The organism is Siphonobacter aquaeclarae (assembly GCF_900103285.1).
GTDB lineage: Bacteria > Bacteroidota > Bacteroidia > Cytophagales > Spirosomataceae > Siphonobacter > Siphonobacter aquaeclarae.
The window spans coordinates 278,199-290,520 of record NZ_FNGS01000002.1 but is presented as its reverse complement, the minus strand read 5'-3'; the positions used below and the strand labels follow the sequence as shown (position 1 = coordinate 290,520).

Here is a 12,322-nt window from a genome sequence, read left to right as displayed (position 1 = left end):
CGCCGGACTTTCGTCCTTATATCGCTGGCTTTTGAAATAGTTAACAGGCAACCGCCGGATCCATATCCGTTGCTGGTATCAACAGGGACGTAAAAGAAAAGGGTGCTGTGTAACAGTATTTGCTGTCCGATGATGCATAGTATAAACAAGAAAGCCGCTCCATTGAGAGCGGCTTTCTTTATTTACGCATCAACCTTCCGGCCTACACAACCGAAAAGATCGACTTCGCTTTTGCTTCCAGTTTCGAGTTTCCGCCTGTCAGGTAATCATCGGCGGCACGGGCAGCTTCCCGGCCTTCCATGATGGCCCATACCACGAGCGACTGGCCCCGGCGCATGTCACCGGCTACAAATACCTTTTCGATGCCGGTCTGGTAGTTGTCGGCTTCCACGTTGCCGCGGTTGTCGAATTCCAGGCCTTTTTCAGCCAGTTGGGACAGGAGGCCTTCCCGCTGCGGGTGGAGGAAACCGGCCGCTATCAGCGCCAGGTCGCAGCTGACAACGCGTTCGTTGGCTTCCGTCTGGTGCGCCTTGCCGTCCACTACTTCCATGACGATATCAGCGATGCGCAGGTGCGTCAGCTTGCTGCCGTCGCCGATGAACTCTTTTACCGAGATATTCCAGTGGCGGTCGCAACCTTCGTCGTGCGAAGTACTCGTCCGTTTCATATTCGGCCACAGTGGCCAGGGCGTATTCGGATGCCGGTCTTTCGGCGGCTCCGGCATGACCTCCACCTGCGTGATGGAAGCGGCGCCGTGCCGGTTGGAAGTACCGATGCAGTCAGAGCCGGTATCCCCGCCACCGATCACGTATACGTGCTTGTCGGTTGCGAAGATGTCTCCGTTGGCATACGGTACGCCACGGTGATCTTTCTCGGTCGGGATGTTTGCAACCCGCTTGTTTTGCTGACTGAGGAATTCCATCGCCGGGAAAACGCCTTTACCGAGGTACGTATCCCAACCCGGTACGTCCTTGCCGTTCCAGGTACGGTTGATGCCGCGCGCTACCGTCGATCCTCCGGAAAGAACCACGAGGTCAAATTCTTCCAGCAGTTCCGATCCGGAAATGTCTTCACCAACGTTCACGCTCGTTTTGAATACGATACCTTCGGCCTCCATGACTTTCACGCGACGGTCAATAGTCCATTTTTCCAGCTTGAAATCCGGAATACCATAGCGGAGCAGACCGCCGACCTGGTCGGCACGCTCAAATACCGTCACCCAGTGGCCGGCCTTGTTGAGCTGAGCCGCTGCCGCGAGTCCGGACGGACCGGAGCCGATCACGGCTACTTTCTTGCCGGTACGGTCTTTCTCGTCGACAATATTCGGCTGCACATAGCCGTGGAGGAAGGCGTATTCAATGATCGATTTTTCGATGTACTCGATTGTCACCGCGGGCTTGTTGATACCCAGGACGCACGCCGACTCACAGGGAGCGGGGCAGATACGTCCGGTGAATTCGGGGAAGTTATTCGTCGAGCTCAGGATCTCGTACGCCATGCCCCAGTTTTTCTCATACACCGCGTCGTTAAACTCGGGAATGATGTTGCCCAGCGGACAGCCACTATGGCAGAAGGGAACGCCGCAGTCCATGCAGCGGGCGGCGTTGTGGGACTGAACCTGCTCAAACGACAGGTCAATATCAATCTCCTTGTAATCGAGTTTACGCTCAGCTACCGGACGCTTGGTGGGTAGCTCTCTCGTAAATTCCAGAAAACCAGTCGGTTTGCCCATTGTAAGTAAGAGTAGTTACTGCTGCTCTTGAGCCAGTAAGGATGATCGTTGTCAGTAGGGCGGAGGCCCGCAGGCCTCCGCCGGGTATTATTTCGCCAGTACGTCGGCGACGAAGTCTCCGTATACCACTTCCTTGTTCGCGATCTGTTCAGTGAGGGTAATTCCCTTCCCGGCCAGGGCGTTCTTGAAGTCGGTCGGCATCACCTTCACAAACTGATCGGCGATGGAATCCCAGCTGTCGAGTACCGTTTCGGCTACGTCCGATTTGGTGTACTGCTGGTGCTTCTCGACAAAAAGGCGCACGATATTGTGATCTTCGGCCGTCAGCGGTTCGAGCGTGACCATCTCGCCGTTGACCTTGCCCGCAAAGTCCTTGTTTTTGTCCCAGACATAGGCAACACCCCCGCTCATACCGGCGGCAAAGTTCCGGCCGGTATTTCCGAGGATAACAACCACCCCGCCCGTCATGTACTCGCAGCCGTGATCGCCGATGCCTTCGATGACGACCTTCGCTCCGGAGTTCCGGACGCAGAAGCGCTCACCGGCCATCCCGCGGATGTAGGCTTCACCGGACGTTGCGCCATAGAAGCAGACGTTACCGACAATGCTGTTTTGAGACGGTACAAAGTCCGGTTTCGCGTTGCGGTCGGGGTAAATGACCAGTTCCGCTCCGCAGAGGCCCTTGCCGACGTAGTCGTTCGCATCTCCTTCGAGCTCCAGGCGCATGCCGTTGGTCGAGAACGCGCCGAAGCTCTGTCCCGCCGTCCCGCGGAAGGTATAGTGAATCGTGCCGGCCGGCAGGCCTTTGGCTTTGTAAATCTTTGTGATTTCGTTCGAAAGCATCGTTCCGACCGTCCGGTTGACGTTGATGATCGGGAATTGGCCGGTCACCGCTTCTCCGTTTTCCAGTGCCGGTTTGGCGGCTTCGATCATCGCCCAGTCGAGCTGCACGTCCAGCCCGTGATCCTGCTCTTCCACCTTCACCATCGGCTCGGTGTCGTACATCGGGTCGCGGTACAGGATAGAGCTGAGGTTCAGCGTCTTGTATTTCCAGTTCTGAACACCTTCGCGCATTTTCAGGCGCTCGACATGTCCTACCATTTCGTCGATCGTCCGGAAGCCCAGTTTCCGCATGTACTCACGTACTTCAGAAGCCAGGAAACGGAACAGGTTCACGACATGGTCGGCGTCTCCGCTGAACAGCGCCCGCAGGTCCGGGTTCTGGGTAGCTACCCCTACCGGGCAGGTATTCAGGTGACACTTCCGCATCATGATACAACCCATCGTCACGAGAGCGGCCGTTGCGACGCCAAACTCTTCGGCTCCGAGGAGCGCGGCGATGATGATGTCGCGACCGGTTTTGAGCTGACCGTCCGTCTGGATCGTCACCCGGCCGCGAAGGCGGTTGCGGACCAGCGTCTGGTGCGTTTCTGCCAGACCCAGCTCCCAGGGCAGACCCGCGTGGCGGATCGACGACAGGGGAGACGCTCCCGTACCGCCGTCGTGCCCGGCGATGAGGATATGATCGGCGTGTGCTTTTGCCACACCCGTCGCGACCGTTCCGACACCCGCTTCTGACACGAGTTTCACCGAAATACGGGCCTGACGGTTGGCATTTTTCAGGTCGAAGATCAGCTGCGCCAAATCTTCGATGGAGTAAATATCGTGGTGAGGAGGCGGAGAGATCAGGCCGACACCCGGAGTGGAGTGACGGGTCTTTCCGATCCAGGCGTCTACCTTATGGCCCGGGAGCTGACCCCCTTCGCCCGGTTTCGCACCCTGCGCCATCTTGATCTGGAGTTCCTGCGCGTTGGTCAGGTATTCCATCGTGACACCGAACCGGCCGGAAGCTACCTGCTTGATAGCCGAGTTCATGGAGTCGCCGTTTTCAAATACAGTGTAGAAACGCTTGGGATCTTCGCCGCCTTCGCCGGTGTTCGACTTGCCGCCGATCCGGTTCATAGCCACTGCGAGTGTTGAGTGCGCTTCCCAGGAAATAGAACCAAACGACATGGCGCCGGTCGCGAAGCGGGTCATGATCTTTTCGATCGACTCCACTTCTTCTTCCTTCAGCCACTCTGCCTGAGGCAGCAGTTTCAGATCGAGCAGACCGCGGAGCGTCGCCGCTTTCTGGGTCTGGTCGTCAATGGCTTTGGTATATTTCTTGAAGAGCTCGAAATCGTTCTTCTTGGTCGACTGCTGCAGCGCGTGGATCGTCTCCGGGTTAAAGAGGTGGAACTCACCCCGGTGCTTCCATTGGTACACACCGCCGACTTCGAGGCGGGAAGGTCCGACCTGTACTTCCGGGAAACCCTGGTGGTGACGGATCAGTACCTCGCGCTGTATACCTTCAATATCCAACCCTCCGATCCGGGTAACCGTACCGGTGAAGTATTCATCGACCACGTCCTTCGCAATCCCGAGGGCTTCGAAGATCTGAGCACCCTGATAGCTCTGGAGCGTCGAGATACCCATCTTCGAGAAGATCTTGAGGAGCTCGCCGTTGACCGCCTTCGTATAGTTCGCACAGAGCTTGTCGAAATCATAAGGAACAGAAACGAGGTTCTTGTCCCGCATGTGTGCAATCGTTTCGAAGGCCATGTACGGGTTAACCGCCGCAGCGCCAAAACCGATCAGGGTTGCAAAGTGATGCGATTCCCAGACGTCGCCGGCTTCAACGATCAGTCCTACTTTCGCCCGCAGGCCCTTGCGGCTCAGGTGCTGGTGTACAGCAGAAGTCGCCAGCAGGGAAGGAATCGGCGCATGGTTGGAGTCAACGCCCCGGTCCGACAGCGTAATGATCTGATAATCATCGTTTACTGCGTACTCGGCGTCTTCACAGATGCGCTTGAGTGCTTTCTTGAGCGCGCTGACGCCACCGTTGGCACGGAAGGTCGTATAGACCGTCTTGTTCGTGAAATGACGGGTATCGATGTTCCGGATTTTCTCCAGTTCGGTATTGTCGAGTACCGGCTGCTTCAGTTCGAGTACCTTGCAGTGTGCCGGAGATTCGCTCAGGATGTTGCCGTAACCGCCTACATAACTGATAAGCGACATGATGGAACGCTCCCGGATCGGGTCGATCGGCGGGTTCGTTACCTGGGCAAACAGCTGCTTGAAGTAGTGGCTCAGGTGCTGGCTTTGCTCAGAGAGGATCGCCAGCGGCGTGTCGAGACCCATGGAGCCGAGGGCTTCCTTGCCGGTTTCAACCATCTGCGTCAGGATCGTGCGGATATCTTCCGACGTCATACCGAAGACGTGCTGCTTGGTAATCAGATCCTTATCGTACGGAGTATTCCACTCCGTCTTCGGTTCCGGCAGGTCGTTGAGCGTAATCTTGTATTTCTTCAGCCACTTTTCATACGGTTGTGCCGTACAGATCGAGGCCTTGAGTTCTTCATCAGGAATGATACGTCCCTGCTCCATGTCCACCACGAACATACGTCCGGGCTGGAGACGGCCTTTGGACACGACTTTCGACTGGTCGATGTCGAGAACCCCGGCTTCAGAAGAGAGGATGACGGTGTCGTCGTCCAGTACCCAGAACCGGCTCGGACGAAGGCCGTTGCGGTCGAGCGTCGCCCCGATAATCTTTCCGTCGGTAAACGAAATCGACGCCGGGCCATCCCAGGGCTCCATCAGCGCCGCGTGGTATTCGTAGAACGCTTTGCGCTGCGGGTCCATCTGCTCGTTGCCGTCCCAGGCTTCCGGGATCAGCATCATCATCACGTGGGGCAGCGAACGGCCAGCCAGGTACAGCAGCTCGATGGCGTTGTCCAGGTTGGCGGAGTCCGACTGTCCCGGAGGGCAGATCGCTTCGCGGATGATCTTGAGTTCTTCGTCTGAGAAATGTTCGGACGTAAAGAGCGCCGACGTCGCCTTGAACCAGCTGACGTTGCCTTTCACCGTATTGATTTCCCCGTTGTGCGCAATAAAGCGGAACGGCTGCGCCAGCTTCCACTCGGGGAAGGTATTGGTCGAGAAACGGCTGTGAACGATGGCGAATGCCGACGTCACCGACTCGTTTTGCAGATCGAGAAAATACGGAAGGGTCTGCATCGTCGTGAGCATACCCTTATAAATAATGGTACGGCTTGACAGCGAAGCGAAATAGAACTTCTCGTTCACACCCCGTACGGCTTCGTTGACGACGCGCGTCACGAGCTGACGAAATACGTAGAGTTTCCGTTCGAAGTTCAGGTTGTCCTGAATGTGTGCGGGCTTCCGGATGAACAGCTGTTCCATCTGGGGTTCCTGCGCGCCGGATTCGGCGCCCTGCAGATCCGTATTGTTGACGGGTACCACACGGTAGCCAAGGATCTCCAGGCCCAGTTCCAGCGCCTGCCGGTGGATCACTTCCTTGCATTCCTGCCGGACAGCAGCGTCTTTCGGGAAGAAAGTCATCCCGACGCCGTAGTCACCGGCAATGGGAAGACTGATGCCTTCCTTGGCACATACCTTCAGGAAAAATTCGTGCGGAATCTGCAGAAGGATTCCGGCGCCGTCCCCTGAATTGGGATCGCAACCACACGCTCCGCGGTGATCCATACGCTCCAGAATCTGGATAGCGTCTCGAACAGTACGATGGGACTTGCGGCCTTTCATGTTGGCGATAAAGCCGATTCCACAGGCATCGTGTTCAAACTCAGGGCGATACAGGCCCGGGTACTGCTGGTTAGGCTGGTCAGACATATTCCTAACAGTTTGCTCGGTAAAATTCAAAAATCGATAATGAGAAGGGGTCTCAAATCTCAAAATAAAACCTGTATGCGCAGCGAAATCGGCAACAGATTTTCAAATGGTCCACTAAGATACTACAAAAAATAATTGGCCGAAAATCATTATTGCCATATAAAATTTGGAATCCTGTGCATTTAAAGAAATAGTGAAATTCCGTGTATACTTTTTCATATTATCAATAAATCGACGCAAATCTTGAAAATTTTATAAATGCACAAGGAGGTTTTAAAATGACATGTTCAGATTAAGAAAGTGTTAAATCTTTGTTTTAGAGGTTTTCAAAATAGACATTTTGAGTAATGAAAATGCCAAAAACGCGTTTTTCTCGTTTTTCGGGCAAAAAAAATGCGGTTCTGCAAAAAAAAGTTTGGAAAAAGTCCGGAAAGGGCGGAAATACCGCCTGAAGAGAACAAATACCCTACAAGTCAAGTAGGTTATCTGCCAAAGAATCAGTACGGTAGCCGATAGGGAAGCTTCTGCCTTCTTCGGCGAGAAGGGTCGACGGGAAAATTTTCTGTGCTTCGTCGAGCAACGGCAGAATGTCCTTATATCGCGAAGAAAAATGCCCCAGCAGAAGCTCTTTTGCGCCGGCGTCCGAGGCCAGTTGCGCGGCCTGGGCAGCGGTAGAGTGGTAGGTACGAAGCGCCCGTTCGCGTAATTCTTCCCCGAAGGTCGCCTCGTGGTACAGCAGATCTACACCCTCCAGGTGTTCCGCCAGCTCAGGCAGGTACAGCGTATCGGAGCAGAAGGCATACCGCCGCGAAGGAGCAGGCGGGAGCGTAAAGTCATCGGCGGCGAAGCGGATATTTCCCTCCGCGTCCCGGACATCCTGCCCGAGTTTCAGGGCATGAAGCTCTTCATGAGAGGCGTCAGCCGGTACTTTTTCCCGGATCAGATTGCGGTAGCGGGGGTTTTCCGCAAACAGGAAACCCGTGCACGCGATCCGGTGACGCAGGGGAAAGGAGCTGATGGTCAGGTGCTCACTTTCAACCAGCACCTCCGGCGCGACGGGGTTTGTTTCCTGAAAGTGAAGGGGATAGGTCAGGCGCGTATCCGAATACCGGAAATGCGTCGTCAGGATCTCGTCCAGGCCTCGCGGCCCGTAGAGGTAGAGTGGCTCGGTCCGCTGGCCAAGGCTCATGCTGGTCAGCAAACCCGGCAGACCATAGTAATGATCGCCGTGCAGGTGCGAAATGAAGATATGTTTCAGCTTCGAAATCCGCATGCGGTAGCGAAGCAGCTGCACCTGTGTTCCTTCTCCGCAGTCAACCAGAAACGGATCATGGTCGTGCATTACCCATTGCGCCGTCGGGTGGCGGTGCAGCGTCGGCGTGGCCGAGCCTGTTCCCAATATGGTTACGTGGAAATGCAAGAGGGTTGATTTTCAGGAACGTGGGAGAAAGAGGGCCGGTCGGACTGACCGGCCCCGGGGAGGAATACCTCCGTTAGTATTCTTCTTCTGATCCGCCGGAAGAGCTGCCTTCTTCGCCTTCCTCCGCGTTTCCGAATCCGTATTCGTCGTCTTCCTCCTCCCGGAATTCGCCTTCGAGTTCATTCATGAAAACGGCGTCGACAGCTTCTTCGGTGGTGGGAAGGATCGTCAGATCCCGGATTTTGGCTTCGTCGAGTTCTTCGATCAGGGCGTCATCCTTCGAGACGACGACAAACAGTCCTCCGTCGCGGAGGCACAAATCGTTCGCCTTGCGCAGGATCGAGAAGCCCGGCGTTTCAATTTCCTGGACCTTGCTAAGGTCCAGGATCAGATTGGTGTAACCTTCCTTCCAGAGAGAGGCCACCAGGCGGGACAGCCCCTGGGCGGTTTCCTCTTCGATTATTGGCTCTGCGAGGTCGATCAGTACGTACTGTTGACTTTTTTCGATTTTATACTCCATCGGATACGTTGTTGTCCGGTTGTTGAACTTATGCGTGTGAGGCCAGCATACGGCTGACGTTGGCTTCGATCCGGGCGAGCGGGTCTTCGTCGGCCGACAGCTCGAATGCCTTTCCGGTTACTTTTTCGTAGAGTTCGATGTACCGGCTGGTGATTTCGCTGATCCACTCGTCTGACATCGCCGGAATAACCTGGCCTTCCTTTCCCTGGAATCCGTTGGCAATCAGCCATTCGCGTACAAACTCCTTTGAAAGCTGTTTTTGCGATTCACCGGCAGTCTGCCGTTCGGCGTACCCGTCGGCATAAAAATAGCGGCTCGAATCGGGGGTATGGATCTCGTCGATCAGGTATACTTTCCCGTCTTTCTTGCCGAATTCGTATTTCGTATCAACCAGGATCAGGCCGCGTTCGGCAGCCATCTGCGTTCCCCGCTCAAAGAGGGCGAGCGCGTATTTTTCCAGCTGGACATAGTCTTCTTCCGAAACAATACCCCGCGCCAGAATGTCTTCCCGGGAAATATCTTCGTCGTGTCCTTCGTGCGCTTTCGTCGTCGGCGTAATGATGGGCTGCGGCAGGCGGTCGTTTTCCTTCAGTCCTTCCGGGAGGGTGACGCCGCACAGCACCCGCAGGCCGGACTTATACGTACGCCACGCATGGCCGGCGAGGTACCCGCGAACAACCATCTCGACAGCATAGGCCTCACATTTCCAGCCATAGCTTGCGTTCGGATCCGGTACGGCAAGGAGCCAGTTCGGAACAATGTCGGAAGTAGCCTGCAGAAAGTGAGCGGCAATCTGGTTCAGTACCTGTCCTTTACCGGGAATCGGGCGGGGAAGGATCACGTCAAAAGCGGAAATCCGGTCGGAAGCCACCGCCAGCAAGGTCTCTTCGAAAAAGTACACGTCACGGACTTTGCCGTGGTAAAGGCCTGTCTGGCCGGGGAATTGAAAATCGGTTCGCGAGATAGGCATGGGCCTGAGATCAGTTGCAAAGGACAAAAGTAACCACGGAGGCGGCATTTGCCAACTAGAGACGCTCGATCACAATGGCAGAAGCGCCGCCACCGCCGTTGCAGATACCGGCCACTCCATAGCGTTTTCCTTCGTTCCGGAGTACCGACGTGAGTGTCGTCAGAATCCGGGCGCCGGAGCAGCCCAGCGGGTGGCCGAGGGCAACGGCGCCTCCATATATATTCAGTTTTTCTTCCGGAATACCCAGCAATTGGGAGAAGGCGAGGGGAACGACGGCAAAGGCTTCGTTTACTTCAAAAAAATCGATCTCGTCAGCAGAAAGTCCCGCACGTTTCAGTGCTTCCGGGACAGCCAGGGCGGGTGTTGTCGTAAACCATTCCGGCTCCTGTTCGGCGTCCGCGAACCCGAGAATAGCGGCGATCGGCGTGAGTCCCAGCGCATTGGCCTTTTCGCGGCTCATGAGTACGAAGGCGGAGGCACCGTCGCTCAGGGGCGAACTGCTCGCCGCGGTGACGGTTCCTTCGGCGCCGAAAGCCGGCCGGAGGGAGGGTATTTTATCGAACTGAACCTTGGTATATTCTTCGTCTTCGGCAATGACCAGCGCTGCACCTTTTTTCTGTGGTACTTCTACGGGGACGATTTCTGCGGCGAACCGTCCGTCCCGCGTGGCCTCTGCCGCCCGCTGGTAGGAACGGATCGTGAACGCGTCCTGTTCTTCCCGGCTGATGCCGTAGCGGGTCGCGGTGCGGTCGGCATAAACGCCCATCGCCTGCTTGTCGTAGGCGTCGAGGAGCCCGTCTTTTTCGAGTCCGTCCACCAGCGTACCGCTGCCATATTTATACCCGAAACGGCCCTGTGGAATGTAGTAGGGGACGTTGCTCATGCTTTCCATTCCTCCGGCTACCACCACCTCCGCATAGCCGAGCTGAATGCTCTGAGCGGCGAGCATGACAGATTTCATTCCTGAAGCGCAGACTTTGTTGATGGTCGTACAGCGGACAGAAGGCGGTAATCCCGCGCCGAGTGCCGCCTGCCGCGCAGGCGCCTGACCCAGGTTGGCCGAGCAGACGTTTCCCATGAGTACTTCGTCGACCTGTTCGGGAGAAACACCCGCCCGGGAAAGCGCCTCGCGGATCACAAGACTACCCAGCTGCGTGGCCTGAAAAGAGGAAAGCCCGCCTGCGTAACTGCCTATCGGCGTGCGCACGGCGGAAACAAGAACAACTGCTGACATGGTTTTTAGTATTTAGATGAAGTTACCATTTTTCCCGGGTGTCGACGACATTCTCCGCCTTCCGGGGACGCTGCTGAATGTACTGAATTTCCTGGTTATGGGAAGCTTCGAGCAGGCGAATCGCCTGTTCTTCTGTCAGATTGAACTGTTTGAGGGATTTGAGGAATTCATCCCGGCGGGTCGATACGGCCACGTCGGCCGATTCTTTCGGCGGGGGCGGGGTACCCGTCGGCGGCGGGGTTCCGGGAGGAGTAGCCGGTGGCGGCACATCCCGGCGAAACCGGCGCATGAGCTCAAAATTGTACCGGGCCTGGTCGTTGGACGGATTGCGTTCCAGCGCGTCACGGAAGAGGTTTTCCGCGGCCAGCGAATCACCGGAAAGGCAATCGATGACGCCGAGCTGGTTCAGGGCCGTAGACGAAATGCCCGGGTTGGGTACGCGCATCAGGCGGCTGTATTGCTGCCGGGCCAGTGCTGTGTCTTTTTTGGCAAAGGCCGCATGGGCGAGGTTCAGGATAATATCGGGATCGACGACGAGCTGTGTCCGTTCCAGGTATTCGTAATAGGTAATGGCCCGGTCATAGTTCTTTTCCTGGAAGGCCTTTTCCGCGATCTGACGGGCTTCGTTCCGTTTGATGATCTGGGTCGGCGATCCCAGCGTCGTGATCCAGATTGCTATTTTCAGCCAGAAGATATTCATGACACAACTCAAAGCCGGAGCGTACGCACCGTAGTGAGTACGTCGAGGCTGATCAATACCAGCGCAAGAATAAGAAAATAATAGTATTTGTTGGACGTAATCGCACTTTTCCGCTGATCAATCCGCCTTCCGGCCACTTTCTGAATCCGCTGCGTCAGCGCGGGAAAATCGTTCCGGGTAGCATTGACCTCGAAGTATTCACCTCCGACAGACGCGGCGATGCGTTGCAGGTTTTCGGGTTGAAGCGCAGTCGTAACGACTTCTCCCGCCGCGTCATGAAGGTACCCCTTCCCGGTTGGAATACGTCCGCCGGCGGTCGTACCGATGCCTACCGTGAAAAGCTGAATACCTGCCCGGCGCAGCGCCCGCAGGGTACGGGATTCTACCGTACTGAAATCCTCGCCATCGCTGATCAGTACGACGACCTTCGACGCGTCCGCCCGGCCTTCGGCCAGTGTTTGTTTATCCAGGGCCATTTCCAGTGCCGGCTGTAACGCGGTACCCTGATCGGTGAGGAGGCCGGTGTTGAGTGATTCGGTAAAGATGGACAATGCGTGGCGGTCGAACGTCAGCGGGCATTGCAGGTACGCCCCGGCCGAAAACAGGATAATCCCGAAGCGGTCACCCGGAAAAGACCCGATGAGCCGGTTCAGCTCAAACTTCACCCGCTGAATGCGGGAAGGCTGTACATCGGTCGCGTCCATCGAAGCGGATACGTCGACGACGAGGAAGATATCCTTGCCAACTGCCTGCAGCTCCTTTTCCGGTTCGCCGAAGGACGGATCAAGCAACGCGACAACAAGTGCGCCAAGAGCGGCCGATCGCAGGAAGAACTTCAGGGCGGCCGAGCGGGCGGAGGTTTTGAGACGGTAGGCGTACCAGAAAATTCTCACCCAGTATGCCAGGTACAAAACCCCGAATAACAGGATGAAAATCAACTCTGTCTGGCCCCATTCCCGGTTAAAAATCATGCTTGCCTGGTGGATGAAAACCGCAAAAAAGCGATTTTTTTTCGGAAATACTTGTGTTTCGCTAAGTCGAGCGGCTATATTTG

At 56.0% G+C, this 12,322-nt stretch carries 8 protein-coding genes; all 8 read right to left on the bottom strand.

The features are described 5' to 3' along the window. Positions 1-202: 202 nt before the first annotated feature. The 8 genes from BLR09_RS04700 to BLR09_RS04665 all read right to left on the bottom strand — a co-directional run bounded on the left by BLR09_RS04700 (position 203) and on the right by BLR09_RS04665 (position 12,239). On the bottom strand, positions 203-1,732 hold the full coding sequence (locus BLR09_RS04700; RefSeq protein WP_093198464.1) for a glutamate synthase subunit beta: 1,530 nt from the start codon (positions 1,730-1,732) through the stop codon (positions 203-205). 87 nt (positions 1,733-1,819) lie between these two features. After that, positions 1,820-6,424: a glutamate synthase large subunit gene (gene gltB, locus BLR09_RS04695; RefSeq protein WP_093198461.1), complete on the bottom strand. Its 4,605-nt coding sequence runs from the start codon at positions 6,422-6,424 to the stop codon at positions 1,820-1,822. 466 nt (positions 6,425-6,890) lie between these two features. Then, positions 6,891-7,844, bottom strand: coding sequence for a ribonuclease Z (locus tag BLR09_RS04690; protein WP_093198458.1), 954 nt, complete (start codon positions 7,842-7,844; stop codon positions 6,891-6,893). A 73-nt stretch (positions 7,845-7,917) separates the two neighbouring features. Then, positions 7,918-8,364 (bottom strand): STAS domain-containing protein, encoded by a 447-nt coding sequence (locus BLR09_RS04685; RefSeq protein WP_093198455.1) that lies wholly within the window; start codon positions 8,362-8,364, stop codon positions 7,918-7,920. Positions 8,365-8,392: 28 nt separating this feature from the next. After that, the gene (locus tag BLR09_RS04680) at positions 8,393-9,334 is read right to left on the bottom strand and encodes a phosphoribosylaminoimidazolesuccinocarboxamide synthase (RefSeq protein ID WP_093198452.1); all 942 of its coding nucleotides are present in this window, start codon (positions 9,332-9,334) and stop codon (positions 8,393-8,395) included. 55 nt (positions 9,335-9,389) lie between these two features. Then, entirely contained in the window at positions 9,390-10,568 is a 1,179-nt protein-coding gene (locus tag BLR09_RS04675) for an acetyl-CoA C-acyltransferase (RefSeq protein WP_093198450.1), read from the bottom strand. Between the two features lie 22 nt (positions 10,569-10,590). Further along, a complete protein-coding gene (locus BLR09_RS04670; RefSeq protein ID WP_093198446.1) occupies positions 10,591-11,268 on the bottom strand; it encodes a hypothetical protein in 678 nt (225 codons plus the stop codon). 8 nt (positions 11,269-11,276) lie between these two features. Then, complete coding sequence (locus BLR09_RS04665; RefSeq protein WP_093198444.1) at positions 11,277-12,239, bottom strand: vWA domain-containing protein; 963 nt, start codon at positions 12,237-12,239, stop codon at positions 11,277-11,279. Positions 12,240-12,322: the final 83 nt, after the last annotated feature.

Excerpts from the sequence above, each read along its gene's own strand:
- BLR09_RS04700 (WP_093198464.1), bottom strand. The coding sequence starts at position 1,732 with ATGGGCAAACCGACTGGTTTTCTGGAATTTACGAGAGAGCTACCCACC.
- gltB (WP_093198461.1), bottom strand. The coding sequence starts at position 6,424 with ATGTCTGACCAGCCTAACCAGCAGTACCCGGGCCTGTATCGCCCTGAG.
- BLR09_RS04685 (WP_093198455.1), bottom strand. The coding sequence starts at position 8,364 with ATGGAGTATAAAATCGAAAAAAGTCAACAGTACGTACTGATCGACCTC.
- BLR09_RS04680 (WP_093198452.1), bottom strand. The coding sequence starts at position 9,334 with ATGCCTATCTCGCGAACCGATTTTCAATTCCCCGGCCAGACAGGCCTT.
- BLR09_RS04675 (WP_093198450.1), bottom strand. The coding sequence starts at position 10,568 with ATGTCAGCAGTTGTTCTTGTTTCCGCCGTGCGCACGCCGATAGGCAGT.
- BLR09_RS04670 (WP_093198446.1), bottom strand. The coding sequence starts at position 11,268 with ATGAATATCTTCTGGCTGAAAATAGCAATCTGGATCACGACGCTGGGA.
- BLR09_RS04665 (WP_093198444.1), bottom strand. The coding sequence starts at position 12,239 with ATGATTTTTAACCGGGAATGGGGCCAGACAGAGTTGATTTTCATCCTG.